This is a genomic window from Phyllobacterium sp. RCAM01083 (genome assembly GCF_055685835.1).
Genome location: NZ_JBVFZN010000005.1, coordinates 3,105,071 through 3,120,501 on the forward strand (window position 1 = coordinate 3,105,071; position 15,431 = coordinate 3,120,501).

15 protein-coding genes are annotated in these 15,431 nt (G+C 59.9%); 8 read left to right on the plus strand and 7 right to left on the minus strand.

Annotation, left to right across the window (positions count from 1 at the left end):
• Positions 1-24: 24 nt before the first annotated feature.
• Both ACZ25R_RS22090 and tsaD read right to left on the minus strand, forming a co-directional pair.
• Positions 25-1,011, minus strand: coding sequence for an NAD(P)H-dependent glycerol-3-phosphate dehydrogenase (locus ACZ25R_RS22090; protein ID WP_472462228.1), 987 nt, complete (start codon positions 1,009-1,011; stop codon positions 25-27).
• The gene (gene tsaD, locus ACZ25R_RS22095; RefSeq protein ID WP_472462229.1) at positions 1,008-2,087 is read right to left on the minus strand and encodes a tRNA (adenosine(37)-N6)-threonylcarbamoyltransferase complex transferase subunit TsaD; all 1,080 of its coding nucleotides are present in this window, start codon (positions 2,085-2,087) and stop codon (positions 1,008-1,010) included. Before tsaD ends, ACZ25R_RS22090 begins: the two co-directional genes overlap by 4 nt.
• Before the next feature lie 96 nt (positions 2,088-2,183).
• On the opposite strand from tsaD, the gene hemC reads away from it, so the two are divergent.
• From hemC to ACZ25R_RS22125, 6 genes are all read left to right on the plus strand, one after another.
• On the plus strand, positions 2,184-3,113 hold the full coding sequence (gene hemC, locus ACZ25R_RS22100; RefSeq protein ID WP_472462230.1) for a hydroxymethylbilane synthase: 930 nt from the start codon (positions 2,184-2,186) through the stop codon (positions 3,111-3,113).
• A complete protein-coding gene (locus tag ACZ25R_RS22105) occupies positions 3,113-3,838 on the plus strand; it encodes a uroporphyrinogen-III synthase (protein WP_472462231.1) in 726 nt (241 codons plus the stop codon). Before hemC ends, ACZ25R_RS22105 begins: the two co-directional genes overlap by 1 nt.
• Before the next feature lie 91 nt (positions 3,839-3,929).
• On the plus strand, positions 3,930-5,264 hold the full coding sequence (locus ACZ25R_RS22110; RefSeq protein WP_472462232.1) for a COG4223 family protein: 1,335 nt from the start codon (positions 3,930-3,932) through the stop codon (positions 5,262-5,264).
• 6 nt (positions 5,265-5,270) lie between these two features.
• Positions 5,271-6,962, plus strand: a complete 1,692-nt coding sequence (locus ACZ25R_RS22115) for a heme biosynthesis HemY N-terminal domain-containing protein (RefSeq protein WP_472462233.1) — start codon at positions 5,271-5,273, stop codon at positions 6,960-6,962.
• A gap of 162 nt (positions 6,963-7,124) precedes the next feature.
• Positions 7,125-7,601, plus strand: a complete 477-nt coding sequence (locus ACZ25R_RS22120; protein ID WP_105734250.1) for a tellurite resistance TerB family protein — start codon at positions 7,125-7,127, stop codon at positions 7,599-7,601.
• A gap of 10 nt (positions 7,602-7,611) precedes the next feature.
• On the plus strand, positions 7,612-8,346 hold the full coding sequence (locus ACZ25R_RS22125) for a glutamine amidotransferase (RefSeq protein ID WP_472462234.1): 735 nt from the start codon (positions 7,612-7,614) through the stop codon (positions 8,344-8,346).
• A 5-nt stretch (positions 8,347-8,351) separates the two neighbouring features.
• Here ACZ25R_RS22125 and ACZ25R_RS22130 read toward each other — a convergent pair whose 3' ends face one another.
• Positions 8,352-9,593 carry an MFS transporter gene (locus tag ACZ25R_RS22130; protein WP_472462235.1) on the minus strand — a complete coding sequence of 414 codons (1,242 nt, stop codon included), beginning with the start codon at positions 9,591-9,593 and terminating at the stop codon, positions 8,352-8,354.
• A 313-nt stretch (positions 9,594-9,906) separates the two neighbouring features.
• Here ACZ25R_RS22130 and ACZ25R_RS22135 point away from each other — a divergent pair, with 313 nt between their 5' ends.
• Together ACZ25R_RS22135 and ACZ25R_RS22140 are read left to right on the plus strand one after the other, a co-directional pair.
• The gene (locus ACZ25R_RS22135) at positions 9,907-10,197 is read left to right on the plus strand and encodes a YggT family protein (RefSeq protein WP_223613847.1); all 291 of its coding nucleotides are present in this window, start codon (positions 9,907-9,909) and stop codon (positions 10,195-10,197) included.
• A gap of 15 nt (positions 10,198-10,212) precedes the next feature.
• A complete protein-coding gene (locus ACZ25R_RS22140; RefSeq protein WP_472462539.1) occupies positions 10,213-10,536 on the plus strand; it encodes a DUF167 family protein in 324 nt (107 codons plus the stop codon).
• On the opposite strand, the gene ppa is transcribed toward ACZ25R_RS22140, so the two are convergent.
• From ppa to mgtE, 4 genes are all read right to left on the minus strand, one after another.
• A complete protein-coding gene (ppa, locus tag ACZ25R_RS22145; RefSeq protein WP_105734254.1) occupies positions 10,537-11,073 on the minus strand; it encodes an inorganic diphosphatase in 537 nt (178 codons plus the stop codon).
• 220 nt (positions 11,074-11,293) lie between these two features.
• A complete protein-coding gene (locus tag ACZ25R_RS22150) occupies positions 11,294-11,800 on the minus strand; it encodes a GNAT family N-acetyltransferase (protein ID WP_223613846.1) in 507 nt (168 codons plus the stop codon).
• A gap of 134 nt (positions 11,801-11,934) precedes the next feature.
• Positions 11,935-13,764: a translational GTPase TypA gene (gene typA / locus ACZ25R_RS22155; protein WP_105734256.1), complete on the minus strand. Its 1,830-nt coding sequence runs from the start codon at positions 13,762-13,764 to the stop codon at positions 11,935-11,937.
• 198 nt (positions 13,765-13,962) lie between these two features.
• Complete coding sequence (gene mgtE, locus ACZ25R_RS22160) at positions 13,963-15,348, minus strand: magnesium transporter (protein ID WP_472462236.1); 1,386 nt, start codon at positions 15,346-15,348, stop codon at positions 13,963-13,965.
• Between the last annotated feature and the right edge of the window lie 83 nt (positions 15,349-15,431).

The following is a 15,431-nucleotide window of genomic DNA, read 5'->3' on the forward strand; positions in this document are numbered from 1 at the left end:
TCTCCGATACGGACAATCAGATTTCTAATCTTCGTTTTTCAGTGGTCTTGCAAGCAGAGCTTCGACCGCCTCGTCAATGGTAATACTGCGGTCCAGAATGCGGGCAACCGCTCGGATGATGGGAGCTTCGATGGAGTGCCGGGCGACCAGCTCCGCGGCAATAGCCGCCGTCGCCACGCCTTCCGCCAGCGGCCTGCCCGTCAGGTCATCGCCCCGGCCGAGGGCAAGGCCGTAGGAATAGTTGCGCGACTGGGAGGTCGAGCAGGAGAGCAGCAGATCGCCGAGGCCGGACAGGCCCATGATCGTCTCCGGCCGGGCGCCCAGTGCGTGACCCACCCGCCGCAGTTCGACAAAGCCGCGTGTCACAAGCGCCGCCTGCGCGCTGGCGCCAAAACCCCGGCCAATGGCCGCACCGGCGGCAATGGCAAGCACGTTTTTCAGGGAGCCGCCGATCTCGACGCCGACAAGGTCGTCCGTTGAGTAACAGCGAAATGTCGGACCCGAAAGGGCCAGCGCAATGCGGTCTGCCACGGCCTGACTTTCGGCAGCAACGGTTACGGCGGTTGGCAGGCCTCTTGCCACGTCGCTGGCAAAGCTGGGGCCGGACAAAGCGGCGATCAGCTGTTCCGGGATGATCTCCCCGACCAGGCTGGACATCAGCAGTCCGCGTTTGCGATCAATACCCTTGGCGCAGATGATCAGCGGCACGGCCCTCGGGATCAGGGGCTTCAACTCCTCGAGAGCGCCCGCCATGGCTTGCGCCGGAATGACGCAAAGAATGAAATCGCTGCCCGAAAGTACGCTCGCTGCGTCCGTACTGGCAGTCAAGGACGCTGGCAGGTCAATGCCCGGAAGGTAGGTTTCATTGCGGTGAAGCGCGTTGATGGAATGAACGATGGCGGCGTCGCGGGCGTAAAGGCGCACATCATGTCCATTTTGCGCTGCCATGGCGCCAAGGGCCGTGCCCCAGGCACCCCCGCCGAGGACTGCAATGTGATGTCTGGAACTCATGCCTTGGCTCCCCGGCGCCCGGCACCGATCAGGGGGGCGGATTGCATGTCCAGCGGCCAGCGTGAGCGCGGCGCGATATCGAGCGAATCGGCGGCCATATGCCCGGCCCGTTCCACCCCGGCCCAGGCGATCATCGCCGCATTGTCGGTGCACAGCGCCATAGGCGGCGCAATGAAGCGGAAGCCGTTGCCGGAGCACAGGTCCTGCAGGCAGGTCCGCAGGACCTTGTTGGCGGCAACACCACCGGCGACGACCAGCGCGGGTTCCTTCACATCAGGAAATCTGGCGCGGAACCGGGCAAGCGAGCGCGATACGCGGTCATTCAGCGTATCGGCAACGGCCGCCTGAAACGCGGCGCAGATATCGTTCACATCCGTCTGCGACAGCGGTTCCAGTGTGGTTGCCAGTTGGCGCACGGCCGTCTTCAGGCCGGAGAAGGAGAAGTCGAGCCGCTCCTCGCCCTTGAGCGGCCTTGGCAGGGAAAAGCGGTCGGGATCGCCGGATTGCGCCGCCTTTTCCACTTCGGGACCGCCGGGATAGGGCAAGCCAAGCAGTTTTGCTGTTTTGTCAAAGGCTTCGCCGAGGGCATCGTCGATGGTCGTGCCAAGCCGTTCATAATCACCGAGGCCCTTGACCAGCACCATCTGGGTATGGCCGCCGGAAACAAGGAGAAGCAGATAGGGAAAATCGATCTGGTCGGTCAGGCGGGGCGTCAGGGCATGACCTTCGAGATGATTGATGGCGTAAAACGGCTTTTGCGCGGCCATGGCAATGGCCTTGCCGGTCATGAGGCCGACGATCAGTCCGCCGATCAGGCCGGGACCAGCGGTTGCTGCCACCGCATCAACCTCATCCAGGGTCATGTGGGCCTCATGCAGCGCCTGTCCGATCAGCCGGTCGAGCACTTCCACGTGGGCGCGCGCGGCAATCTCCGGCACGACGCCGCCATAGGGCGCATGGTCGTCAATCTGGCTCAGAACCACGTTGGAGAGGATCCGTCCGTGACCGTTGTGGTCGCGCTCAACGACCGCAGCTGCCGTTTCGTCACAGCTTGTTTCTATGCCCAAAACCCGCATCGATGACCCTGACATCCTTCGTCGCATTGCCCGTTGCACAAAAGCCCGTTAGTTAGGGCCGGATAATTCAAACTCGCGTAACACGGACTGCGACTAATGCAAACAAAAACGCTCAAGATCGGTACACGTGGGAGTGCGCTTGCACTCGCACAAGCCCGTGAGACGTGTGATCGGCTGGTTAAAGCCCATGGCCTGCGCGAAGACGACATCGAGATCGTGGTGATTTCAACCAGCGGCGACCGGATTCAGGATCGTCCGCTGTCGGAGGTTGGCGGCAAGGGCCTGTTCACCCTTGAAATCGAAGAGCAGCTGGCGGATGGCCGCATTGATCTGGCCGTGCATTCGTCCAAGGATATGCCGACTTTCCTGCCAGAGGGGCTGCATCTCTCGGTTTTTCTGGAGCGCGAAGATCCGCGCGATGCCTTCATCGGCCGTAGCGTGAAAACGCTGGCGGAATTGCCTTTGGGTGCGGTTGTCGGCTCTGCCTCGCTGCGGCGCCAGGCCTTGATTCTCAAATCGCGGCCGGATCTGAAGGTTGTGAACTTTCGCGGCAATGTGGAAACGCGCCTGCGCAAGCTGGCCGATGGTGATGTGGATGCCACTTTCCTGGCCTATGCGGGTTTGCGCCGCCTTGGTCTTGGCGATGTCGCGACCGCCCTGATGGACGTGGCAAGCTTTCCACCAGCACCCGGACAGGGGGCGATCACGCTGGAAACCCGAATCGGCGATACGCGAATTGATGCGCTGGTCGCGCCGCTCAATCATTTTGCAACCTCGACGGCGCTGGCCTGTGAACGCGCGTTCCTCGGCACGCTCGATGGTTCCTGCCGCACGCCCATCGCCGGTCTTGCGACGATTTCCGGCAACACCCTGAGCTTCCACGGCATGATCCTGCTCCCGGATGGTTCGGAAGCCCATGAAGTGACCGGCGAGGGCGATGTGGCGGATGCAGCCGCCATCGGGCGGGATGCGGCCGCCCGCGTCAGAGCAAAGGCTGGAGCGCATTTCTTTACGGATTGGCTCTGATGGAAAAAACTGTTCTGGTTACACGGCCCCTGCCAGCTGCGACCAGAACCGCCGACCGGCTGCGTGTGCAGGGTTACGTGCCCATGCTTTTGCCGCTCACGGAAATTGTTCCCCTGAACCCGGCAGCGCCTGAAGGCACATTCAATGCGTTTGTCGCCACAAGCGCCAATGCGCTGGTCCATGCCAGCGAAGCGTTGCTTGCGCCGTATCTCCAGTTGCCCTGTTTCACCGTGGGTGAGGCAACCGCGGATGCGGCACGCGCCCGTGGCTTTGAGACGGTGACAACGGGGGATGGCGATGGAGAATCGCTGGCGGAAACGATCATTGAAGAGCTGTGTTCAAGTGACTCCCTGCTTTATCTGACCGGTCACGTCAGATCGCCGGGCTTTGAGCGCGCCGTGGCGAAAGCAGGGTTCCGTTGCTCTTCCATATCGGTCTACGACACAATTTCAGTCAGTTATACAACTGAGTTTTTGACCAAAACGCTCGGCTCAAGAAATATTGATTGCTGTCTGCTCTATTCGCGCATGAGTGCAGGCGTCCTGTCAACTCTAGCCGAGGCCGCAGGATTGACGCATCTCTTTGATAATACGCTATTTTTATGCCTGTCGCAGCGTATTGCCGATGATCTCAAGGGCTTCAACAAACCGTCGGTCAGGATCGCCCGCAGGCCGGATGAAGACGCACTGTTTGACCTCCTGGAAGGGACGCAGGACGATAGGTGAATGGCATTCGTCGCTGCATGACGTTTCCGAAGCGGAACTTCCCTGCTAGCTTGGGGTTTCAGTCAACCCAATTGTTCTGAAGAGAGTGTCCATGGCCAAATCATCCGTTCCCCGTCATTCCAAGTCAGCCCGGAAGCCTGTGACGATAGAACTGGAGCCATCGGATATTGTGAAAAGCGCCCCGGCCGGTGCGAATGTGCCGCAGCCGGAGCCGGTCGGCTTCAGCCCGAAGACGGATGCCAAGCCACAGCCGCCGAAAGACGAGCCCGTAGAAACGGCTTCCACAGCCAGCGCTGAAAAGGTGAAGGCAGAAGAGACATTGCAACAGGGCACGTCGTTCGGCCGGTCGCCATCTGCCGAAATGTCAACACCAGCGGCCCCGGCATCTGTTGCTGCTGCGCCAAAGGCAGGCGATCCGCTTGGACGTTTGACGGCCGGACTCATCGGCGGCGTGGTGGCCTTGCTTGGTGCGGCCGCGCTGCAATGGGCTGGCGTATTGCCATCGCCCAAAGCCGACCTTTCAACTGTGGAGCAACAGATTGCCGAATTGCGCGCCGCCGCTCCGGCGAAGGCCAGTCTCGATGAAGGTGCACAGGTTGCATTGAACGGCGCCGTGGAAAATGCCAAGCAGGCCCTGGGTCAGGTGTCCGGCATTGCCGCCGACGTAAAAGCCCTGAAGCAAAATCTGGCGGATGCCCAGACCAAGGCCGCAGGCACAGGCAGTTCTGTTGACACCAGTGCCATCGATGCGCGTATCGCATCGCTCGAAACGCAACTGACCGCCAGTCAGCAGAAGGCAGAGCAAGCCGCCGGCGCACTCGCGGAGGAGGCGCAGACGTCAGCAGCCTTGCAGACGCGGCTTGATGCGCTGGAAACGAAGGTGCAGGACAATGCCGGCCAGAACACCATGGCACTGGCTATCGCCGCTACCGGCCTGAAGTCGGCGATCGACCGGGGCGGGCCTTTTGCGGCGGAGCTCGACACATATCTTGCTGTCGCGCCGGCCTCGGCTGATGCCGAGGGGCTGCGTAATGCTGCCTCGGCCGGTGTTCCGACCGTCAGCATGCTAGCAAGCCAGTTCGGCGACGTGGCGACAAAAATCATTGCGACGACGCGAACGGTTGATCCCAATGCGGGTATTGTCGACCGGCTATGGGCAAGCGCCAGCGCGCTGGTGGAATCGCGTCCTGTGGGCCTTGTCGAGGGTGAAGGCGTTGCTGCCATCACCGCGCGCATAGAGGCGCATCTCAATGGCGGTGATCTGCCTGCGGCCATTGCCGAATGGGACAAGCTGCCCGAATCGGCCAAAGCCGTCTCGACCGATTTCGCCAATGCCATGCGCGCCCGTCAGAAGGCAGGCGAGATCGTTTCCAAGGCGCTCTCCAATGCATTGACCGGCATGAAAACGCCGGCTGCGGCGCAGTAAGGGAAGATGACCATGATCAAAGTTCTGTCCTTCCTTGTCGTCGTTCTGGTGCTGGGGTTTGGTTTTGCATGGCTCGCCGACCGGCCCGGCGATCTCGTCGTCACCTTTGCCGGGATGCAGCACAAGGTCAGCCTCATGGTGGCCGCGTCCGCCATCGTGGCGCTTGTGGCCGCTGTCATGCTGGTCTGGTGGATCATCAAGAGCGTTATTGGCTCGCCTTATGCCCTGCGCCGCCATTTCCGGGCCCGCAAGCGTGATCGTGGCTATCAATCCCTGTCCACCGGTCTGATTGCAGCGGGTGCGGGGGACGGGCAAACGGCCCGGCGCATGATCAAACAGGCGGAAAAACTCCTCAATGTCGATCAGGAGCCGCTGATCAAGCTTCTGGACGCGCAGGCCGCCATGCTGGAAGGCCGTTCGGACGATGCCAGGGCGAAATTCCAGGCGATGCTGGATGACCCGGAGACCAAGCTGCTCGGCCTGCGCGGACTTTATCTCGAAGCGCAACGCCTTGGTGCACGGGATGCGTCGCTGCAATATGCCGAACAGGCAGCGCTTCTGGCACCCAACGTCGAATGGGCCGCCACGGCAGCCCTTGGCCAAAAAACCGCCCATGGCGATTGGGATGGTGCGCTTGAATTGCTGGAGACCCAGAAAGCCACCAAGCAGATCGACAAGGACACGGCAAAGCGGGAACGTGCCGTTCTTCTGACCGCCAAGGCGCTCGATACGTTCGAAAGTGATCCGGTCGGGTCGAAACCCATTGCTATCGAGGCGAACAAGCTTGCGCCCGATCTGATCCCGGCCGCCATTATCGCAGCAAAAGTGCTGTTCCAACAGGCCGATCTGCGCAAGGGTTCGAAAATTCTGGAGCATGTGTGGAAGAAGCAGCCACACCCGGAAGTGGCGGAAACCTACGTGCATGCGCGCCTGGGAGATTCAGTGTTCGATCGTCTGAAGCGCGCCCGTCATCTGGCTTCGCTTTATCCGCACCATGCGGAATCGAACCTGGCCATAGCCCATGCGGCGCTGGCTGCCGGTGAATTGAAGGAAGCGCGTGAGGCCGCCGAGACCGTGTTGCGCACGGCGCCGCGCGAAAGTGCCTATCTGCTGCTGGCCGATATCGAGGAGGCGCAGACAGGCGATCAGGGCCGCGTGCGCCAGTGGCTGTCACGGGCCGTCAAGGCGCCCCGCGATCCCGCCTGGACCGCTGACGGCTATGTTTCGGAGCGCTGGGCTCCCGCTTCGCCGGTCACCGGCAAGCTGAATGCGTTCGAGTGGAAGGTTCCCGTCGAGCAATTGGGAACGGTAATCGATGCACGCGATGATTTCGACAGCGCGCTGGCAGCCAAACCCGTCCAGTCTGCGCCGGTGCGCGAGGCCGCAGAGCCATTGATCCCGGCGAAATCCGTGGTGGTATCTGCCGAAAAACCGGCGGCACGTGTTGTTGAAGCGGATGCCGATATTGTGGATGCGGAAATTGTACCCGCTGAGCCTGCGATGAAGCCCGTGGCGGCAAAACCGGAAGAGCCGCATGCCCATGAACGCATTGCGTCCGTCCTGCCGTCTCTGGCGGAAACGGCGCCTGCTACTATGCAGCGTGAGGAAGAAAAACTGGTCATTCCGGTGCCGGATGACCCGGGTGTGCTGGCTGACGACGAGGAAGACCGGCCCAACAAGAAGTTCCGTCTTTTCTAGAGCTTTTTCCGGTCGGTGTGGCCGGAAATGCTCTGGTGTGTCGATCCTAACACATTAATTTCAATAGCGGTCTTTGCGGCAAGATGCACAATGGCAGGGCCGTGTCAGCCAAGCTATCAGTTGATTCGGCTCATTGATAACAACGCTGAGAGATCTGTATTGATGCTGGACCGCCTTGTCACGTTCTTCAAAGCTTTGCCTTCAGGTGAAAGCGGGAAAGGCCATTTTTCCAGGAATGATCCGCGCCTTGCGGCGGCTGCGCTGATGTTTCATGTCATGGATGCGGATGGCGAGCGGCGCAAGGTGGAACGCAAGCGCCTGTCACAGCTGATTTCCGAAGCCTACGGGCTCAAAGGCGAAGCCTTGAAGCGTCTGCTCGAGGACAGTGAGCAGGCGGATCAGGAAGCTGTCGATCTCTACAGCTTTACCAGCGTGCTCAAACGCAATCTTGACGAAGCGGCGCGAATTCACTTCATTGAACTGATGTGGGACGTGGTTTTCGCCGACGGATCCGCGCATGAGCTGGAAGAAAATGTTGTCTGGCGGGTTGCGGAACTGATCGGGGTCTCGTCCCGTGACCGGGTCACGATGAAGCAGAAGGCAGCCCTTCGCGCCAAGCAGGCGGTGCAAGAGGAATAGGATCAGAAGCATGTTCCAGACAGACTGGATGGAGAACAGGCAAATGAAGCGCCCGAAAATCCTCACGGTACTGCATCAGGAACGTTCAAGCCCCGGCCGCGTCGGCCAGTTGCTGCTGCAATCCGGCTTTGATCTCGATATCCGCCGTCCGCCGCTTGGTGATGAGCTGCCCGAGACGCTGGAGGACCATGCGGGCGCTGTCATTTTTGGCGGCCCCATGAGCGCCAACGACCCCGATGAATTCGTTGACCGGGAAACCGACTGGCTGTCCGTGCCGCTTGCGGAAAACAAGCCATTTCTTGGCATTTGCCTTGGTGCGCAGATGCTCGCCAAGCATCTTGGCGGCACGGTTGGTCCGCATCCGGAAGGACTGGTGGAAATCGGCTGGTATGAACTCGAAGCCACCGAGGCCGGCAAGGCTCTGATGGACTGGCCACCCATGGTGTATCATTTTCACCGCGAGGGCTTTGACCTGCCGCGCAGCGCCACGCTTCTGGCAACGGCCAAGGCCTACCACAACCAGGCTTTCCGCTACGGCGAAAATGCCTGGGGGGTGCAGTTTCACGCGGAACTGACCCGCGCCATGATGCAGCGCTGGGTGGTGCGTGGCTCGGAACGCTTCACCATGAACAATGCCCAGCACGGCCGCCAGCATCTGGAAGGCCGGCTGGTCTATGACGCGGTGCTGAAAGCCTGGCTCCAGCGTTTCCTTGGTACGATCTTCGGCGCGCCGGTTCCGGCTTAGGCCGTCTATGTCCGGCCCTGCAGGTTGCGTGCCTTGCGCAATTGCGGGAACCGGTAAGCCCACAGGCCTGCGACGGCAATCGTGCCGACACCGCCGAAGACGACGGCAGGGATGGTGCCGATCAGCGATGCCATGATACCGGCGCGGAACTCACCCAACTCGTTCGACGCGCCGACAAAGACCATGTTGACCGCATTGACGCGGCCGCGGACGTGGTCTGGTGTCCAGAGTTGCAGGAGGGTTTCCCGGATATAGACGCTGATCATGTCAGCCGCGCCCATCAGGGCCAGCAGGGCGATGGAGAGCCATGCGAGGTTGGATACCCCGAACATGACGGTGAGCAAGCCGAACAGCGCGACAAACAGGAACATGATCATGCCGGCATGGTCGCGAATGGGATGGCCGGCCAGCCAGAGCGCAGTGAGAATGGCGCCGATGCCCGGCGCTGCCCGCAACATTCCAAGCCCCCAGGGGCCAAGCTGCAGGATATCCCGGGCATAGACCGGCAGAAGCGCCACGGCGCCGCCGAGCAGGACGGCAAACAGATCGAGCGAAATCGCGCCGAGAACGACTTTCTCTTTCCAGATGTAGTGAAAGCCCGCCAGCAGCGTCTGAAGCGATTTTTTCTCGGTAAGCGTATGCTGGGCGGGTTTTGGGATGGAGAAAATGCAGATCGTGGCGGCAGCCAGCAGGACCGTCGCGATGCCGTAGGCGATGGCGGGCGACAGGCCGTAGAGCAGGCCGCCGGCCACAGGGCCCACAATCGTGGCGATCTGCCAGGCGGAAGAGTTCCATGATACGGCGTTCGAAAATACTTCGGTTGGCACCAGATTGACAACCAGCGAGGCGGAAGCCGGTCCAAGAAAAGCGCGCCCCACGCCGAAGCCGGCGAGAATGGCAAAGACTGTGAGCGGGGTGAACGTGTGGGTGAGGGTCAGCAGCAACAGCAGCGCGGCGCAGATCACCTCCGCACCCAGTGCAAGCCCCATGATGAAGCGGCGGCCAAACCGGTCTGCGGCGGCACCGGTGACGAGAACCAGCAGCAGTGATGGGGCGAACTGGACGAGCCCGACGAGGCCAAGATCAAAGGGATCGCGCGTCAGATCGTAAATCTGCCAGCCGACGGACACGCTGATGATCTGGATGGCAAAGGAGCCGAAGAAGCGTGCCAGCCAGTATCGCGTGAAGGATGAATGGCGAAAGGCGGCATAGCGATCATGCGCCGCATTCGTTTCTGAGAGAGACATTGCGATGAAAGGCTCCGGAATCTGGAAACCTCTTCTAGAACAAATCCGGCCAAAGGGGGATCAATAAATATGAATTATTATATCGTTTGAGCAGGGTGAAAAAATGGGCCGGATCAATCGACCCAAAATCACGCTTGTGGGATTGAGAATTCAGTCCTTGCCGGGAAGAACCTTCCGGGTGATTGCCTGGTAACAACGCTGCCCGCGTCAGCCATGGTTGGGACCGCAAGACCAAACGCAACTCCAAGAGAGCAGCTGCCTCTTGCTCGAAAGCACGCCAATCGCTACATGTCGTGATTATCAGGAGAAACCCATGCTCGCCCTTCTCGAAACCATCAATCTGGCGCTAACACTCTATTCCTACGTCATCATTGCCAGCGCAATTTTCTCATGGCTCCATGCGTTCAACGTGATCAATTCAAGCAATCACTTTGTCGCTTCGATTGGTGAGTTTCTGTATCGCGTGACGGAACCGGCGCTGCGCCCCATACGCAGGTTCATTCCTGATCTGGGCGGCATCGATATCTCGCCCATCATCCTCCTGCTGATCATTTTCTTCCTTCAGCGGTTTCTCGCAACGACGATTGCGCCAGCGCTGCTTTAAGTCAGCGCCTTGGCTTTGCACGCGGGCTTCTTTCGCAAAGAGCGCGATGGCGTCACGCTCTTTGTCCGGTTGACGCCTAAGTCAGCCAAAGACGCGGTGGAAGGTGTTGAAGCAACGGATGATGGCAGAGCGCATCTGAAAGCGCGCGTGCGAGCAGTGCCGGAAGATGGAAAGGCCAATGCGGCGCTGGAAAAGCTGCTGGCAAAATGGCTTGGCATTGCAGTACGGGATGTTTCCATTGGCGCAGGCGCCACATCGCGGCTGAAGCAGGTAAAGATTTCGGGCGATCCCGAGGCGCTGGCAATGAAGCTGGCCGCACTTGGATCGCCCGAGGAATAATCAGGCCTTCTTGGCGTTGTGACGCTCGATGGCTTCGGTGATCAGCTTGCGGGCCGCATCTTCATCGCCCCAGTCACCGATCTTCACCCACTTGCCGGGTTCCAGATCCTTGTAGTGTTCGAAGAAATGCTGGATCTGCTTCAGGGTGATGTCGGGCAGGTCCGTGTAGTTGTGGACCTTCTCGTAACGCAGTGTCAGGTGCGGCGACGGCACGGCGATGATCTTTTCATCCTGGCCCTTGTTGTCTTCCATAACCAGAACACCAATGGGGCGCACGTTGATCACGCTCGTGGGCATCAGGGCGCGGGTGTTGCAGATCAGAACGTCAATCGGATCGCCATCATCCGACAGGGTGTGCGGCACGAAACCGTAATTGCCGGGATAGGTCATCGGGGTGTGCAGGAACCGGTCGACAAACAGGGCGCCGGAATCCTTGTCGAGTTCGTATTTGATCGGCTGGCCGCCGACTGGAACCTCGATGATTACGTTGACATCTTCAGGAGGATTATTGCCGACCGAAATGGCATCAATGCGCATATTTTCAGAGTCCTTGTTGGTTTGGGAGTGCTGTAAAGATTTTTACGGCCTGGCGCAAGAATTGCATCGCATATCTACGTCCCGAAAACGCGGGAGCAGGCTGAATTGACCGAAATAAGCGCCGGTAAGGCCACGAAGCGGCAGACAGCACAACAAATAGTGTGCTTCGAAATGACGGGATGAGCCGCCGCCTCGCGGGTGGGGAAAGCATTTCCGGTGATCAATTCCAGACGAAGGCGATTTTCTTCAGTGTCTTGCCTTCGAAACATTCGACGCCTTCGGCCACATCCTTGCCGCCTGCGCTGGCATAGAAGCTGACCGCAAGATCATTGTCCTCAAGCGCCCAGACGACCATGCCCTTCAGCCCCTGATCGATGAGGCTGCGGCGCGAGGCGCCCAGGAGCCGTGTCCCCAGACCCAGTCCCTGATACTCGGGACGGATGTAGAGTTCGTAGACTTCGCCTTTCTGCGGCAGCTGCCGCGCCCGGTTGGGGCCCAGCGTGGCATAGCCGGCGACAACGCCGCCAATGTCGGCGACGAGAATTTGCGTGGAGCGGCGAATGGCTCTTGCCCACCAGTCCGCACCGCGGCGATGCAGCATGGTATTGAGCGAACGATGCGGAATGATACCCGTATAGGCACCTTGCCAGGCAGCCAGATGCACGGCGGAAATTGCGCCCGCATCGGCCAGTTCTGCACGTCTGATCTCGGTCACATGGGTGTTCATGGTTTCTTAACCATAGACCCGGGCACCGGGACTTCGCAACTGGCTTTGAAAACGATTTTTCGTGTCGTGCACCAAAAAGAAAAAGCGGCGAAAATCGCCGCTTTCTCTGATTGTTAAGCCGTCACATCTTCGCCTTATGCGGCGCCAGCTGTCTTGTTGCTCTTTTCAAAACGCTTGCGTTCGTTTGGATCGAGGTAGAGCTTGCGCAGGCGGATGGACTTCGGCGTGACTTCCACCAATTCGTCATCCTGAATCCACGACAGGGCGCGTTCCAGCGTCATGCGGATCGGCGGTGTCAGCTTGACGGCTTCATCCTTGCCGGCAGCGCGGATGTTGGTGAGCTTCTTGCCCTTGAGCACGTTCACTTCCAGGTCGTTGTCGCGCGAGTGGATGCCGATGATCATGCCGGCATAGACCTTGACGCCGGCTTCGATAACCATCGGGCCGCGATCTTCAAGGTTCCACATGGCGAAGGCAACGGATTCACCCTGGTCGTTGGAGATCAGAACGCCGTTGTTGCGGCCGGAGATTTCGCCCTTGAAGGGCTCATAGGCGCGGAACAGGCGGTTCATGATCGCCGTACCGCGTGTATCGGTCAGAAGTTCCGACTGATAGCCGATGAGGCCGCGGGTCGGCGCGTAGAAAACCATGCGGACGCGATTGCCGCCGGATGGACGCAGTTCGACCATTTCGGCCTTGCGCTCGGACATCTTCTGCACGACCGTGCCGGAGTATTCCTCGTCGACGTCAATCAGCACTTCCTCGATGGGCTCGAGCATATTGCCGTTCTCGTCCTTCTGCATGACGACGCGCGGACGCGATACACCAAGCTCGAAACCTTCGCGGCGCATGTTCTCGATGAGAACGGCGAGCTGCAATTCGCCGCGGCCCGATACGAAGAACGAATCCTTGTCGCCGGATTCCTCGACCTTCAGCGCAACATTGCCTTCAGCTTCCTTGAGGAGGCGGTCGCGGATGACGCGGCTGGTAACCTTGTCGCCTTCGGTGCCGGCCAGCGGAGAATCGTTGACGATGAAGGACATGGTCACTGTCGGCGGATCGATCGGCTGCGCATGCAGAGGCTCGGTGACTTCCGTCGCGCAGAATGTATCGGCAACCGTGCCCTTCTGCAGGCCGGCAATGGCCACGATGTCGCCCGCATGGGCTTCGTCGATCGGCTGGCGCTCAAGACCGCGGAATGCGAGGATCTTGGAGATGCGGCCGGTTTCAAGCTGGGTGCCGTCGCCGTGCAGGACCTTAACCTGCTGGTTCGACTTGACCGTGCCGGAATGGATGCGGCCGGTGATGATGCGGCCAAGGAAAGGATCGGCTTCGAGAATCGTACCGATCATCTTGAACGGGCCTTCGCCGACGGTTGGCGCTGGCACATGTTCGAGAACCATGTCGAAGAGGGCGGACAGTCCCTGGTCCTGCGGACCTTCCGGGTTGCGTGCCATCCAGCCATTGCGGCCTGAACCGTAGAGGATCGGGAAGTCGAGCTGTTCGTCGGTGGCATCCAGAGCGGCAAAGAGATCGAAGACCTCGTTGACGACTTCCTCGTAACGCGCATCGGGGCGGTCGATCTTGTTGATCGCAACGATCGGGCGCAGGCCAACCTTGAGAGCCTTGCCGACCACGAATTTGGTCTGGGGCATCGGGCCTTCGGCAGCGTCAACGAGAACGATCGCGCCGTCCACCATGCTGAGGATACGTTCGACTTCGCCGCCGAAGTCGGCGTGGCCGGGCGTATCGACGATGTTGATGCGTGCGTCCTTCCAGACAACCGAAGTGGCCTTGGCGAGAATGGTGATCCCGCGTTCCTTTTCGATGTCGTTCGAATCCATCATGCGTTCGGCAACGCGCTGGTTGTCACGGAAATTGCCGGACTGTTTCAGAAGTTCGTCGACAAGCGTGGTTTTGCCATGGTCAACGTGTGCGATGATCGCGATGTTGCGCAGTTTCATGAGTTTCTCTTTTGGAGGATTGAGGACGCACACATGCTGGCGCCGCTTTGCATTTGCGCGCTCCTTACATGTTTTTTCGCAAATGCGAAAGGGGGGATGCGCGTTTGGCTGGCCGCTGTCTGCATTACAGCTATGCGGATGTAACGGTTCTCGGGCGGTCCCGCGCGCGGCAAATCCGGGAATTTGCCGCGCGATTGGTCAAAGAAGGGTGCCGGAAAGAAAGACCAACGCAATCGAGAAATAGATCACCAGCCCGGTCACATCGACCAGCGTGGCCACGAAGGGTGCAGAGGCACTGGCAGGGTCGAACCCGATCTTCTGCAGGATGAAGGGCAGCATGGAGCCGACAAGCGAACCGAAGGTCACGATGCCGATCAGGGCGGCGCCGACGGTCGCTGCAATCAGCATCCAGTGCGGGCCGTAATCATAAAGACCAGCCATCTGCCATGTGGTGATGCGGATAACGCCGATCAGGCCGAGGAAAGACCCAAGCGCCAGGCCGGTCGGCAGTTCCCGCAGCGCAACGCGCCACCAATCCTTCAGACGCAGTTCCTGCAATGCCAAGGCACGGATCAGCAGGGATGTGGCCTGGGAGCCGGAATTGCCGCCCGAACTCATGATCAAAGGAATGAACAGGGTGAGAACCACGGCCTTTTCCAGTTCGCCCTCGAAATACTGCATGGCGCTGGCCGTCAGCATTTCGCTGAGAAACAGCACGCCGAGCCAGCCGGCGCGCTTGCGCAGCATCTGGACGAACCCGATCTGCATGTAGGGCTTGTTGAGCGCCTCCATACCACCGAATTTCAGGGTATCCTCGGTCATTTCCTGGGTCATGGCGTCGATCACATCATCGACGGTCACGATGCCGATGATGTGATTGTCGTCATTCACCACGGGAACGGCGAGCAGATCGTGCTTGCGGAACAGCCGGGCCACGTCTTCCTGATCGGTGAGCGGGCCAACCGTGACCGGTGCCACGTCGCGGCCGACGCTCATGATGGAGTCTTGCGGTTCGCTGGTGATCAGGCGGCGCAAGGCGACGGCGCGCCGCAGACCCTTGGTCTTCGGATCGGTCACATAGATCGCATAGATCGTTTCGCGCGAGCGCTCCACCTCACGAATGTGCTGAAGCGTTGCAGCGACGCTCCAGTTGGCGGGAACGCTGACGAATTCCGTCGTCATCAGGCTGCCCGCCGTATGGGGCGGGTAATGCAGGAGTTTGCGCAATGCTGCCTTGGTTTCCTGGCCGAGGCTGGCGGCAAGACGAATGCGGGTTTCATCGTCGAACTGCTGGAAAATATCCGTCACGCGGTCTGCCGACATGGCATCGAGCAATTCCCGCGCGATGACGGGGGGAAGCGCGGTGATAATCTCGGCGGACGAATGGAGTTCCGGCTGATCCAGAATCAGAACCGCGTGATCCCGCGGCATTTCTGCCAGAATGCCGACTGCATCCTCGACATCGAGCTCATTGAGCAATTCGACAGCATCAGCAGCCTGCATGGACGCAAGCTGTTCAGCCACATTGGATGCCGTTGCCAAATCAGCATTGGCTGCATCCTGGTTTAAGCGAAGGTCGTTCATTTTAGCTCGCCTTTCCGTCGATCCGCCGTCATGGCTGATCGGGGCGAGCTGATCTCTTGAAATCAGGCCACGATCGCCGATGA

Bases quoted from the DNA above. Each gene is read 5' to 3' on its own strand.
- ACZ25R_RS22125 (WP_472462234.1), top strand. From the start codon at position 7,612: ATGTTCCAGACAGACTGGATGGAGAACAGGCAAATGAAGCGCCCGAAA.
- typA (WP_105734256.1), bottom strand. From the start codon at position 13,764: ATGAAACTGCGCAACATCGCGATCATCGCACACGTTGACCATGGCAAA.
- ppa (WP_105734254.1), bottom strand. From the start codon at position 11,073: ATGCGCATTGATGCCATTTCGGTCGGCAATAATCCTCCTGAAGATGTC.
- ACZ25R_RS22090 (WP_472462228.1), bottom strand. From the start codon at position 1,011: ATGAGTTCCAGACATCACATTGCAGTCCTCGGCGGGGGTGCCTGGGGC.
- ACZ25R_RS22130 (WP_472462235.1), bottom strand. From the start codon at position 9,593: ATGTCTCTCTCAGAAACGAATGCGGCGCATGATCGCTATGCCGCCTTT.
- hemC (WP_472462230.1), top strand. From the start codon at position 2,184: ATGCAAACAAAAACGCTCAAGATCGGTACACGTGGGAGTGCGCTTGCA.
- ACZ25R_RS22110 (WP_472462232.1), top strand. From the start codon at position 3,930: ATGGCCAAATCATCCGTTCCCCGTCATTCCAAGTCAGCCCGGAAGCCT.
- ACZ25R_RS22105 (WP_472462231.1), top strand. From the start codon at position 3,113: ATGGAAAAAACTGTTCTGGTTACACGGCCCCTGCCAGCTGCGACCAGA.
- ACZ25R_RS22150 (WP_223613846.1), bottom strand. From the start codon at position 11,800: ATGAACACCCATGTGACCGAGATCAGACGTGCAGAACTGGCCGATGCG.
- tsaD (WP_472462229.1), bottom strand. From the start codon at position 2,087: ATGCGGGTTTTGGGCATAGAAACAAGCTGTGACGAAACGGCAGCTGCG.
- ACZ25R_RS22135 (WP_223613847.1), top strand. From the start codon at position 9,907: ATGCTCGCCCTTCTCGAAACCATCAATCTGGCGCTAACACTCTATTCC.
- ACZ25R_RS22120 (WP_105734250.1), top strand. From the start codon at position 7,125: ATGCTGGACCGCCTTGTCACGTTCTTCAAAGCTTTGCCTTCAGGTGAA.
- ACZ25R_RS22115 (WP_472462233.1), top strand. From the start codon at position 5,271: ATGACCATGATCAAAGTTCTGTCCTTCCTTGTCGTCGTTCTGGTGCTG.
- mgtE (WP_472462236.1), bottom strand. From the start codon at position 15,348: ATGAACGACCTTCGCTTAAACCAGGATGCAGCCAATGCTGATTTGGCA.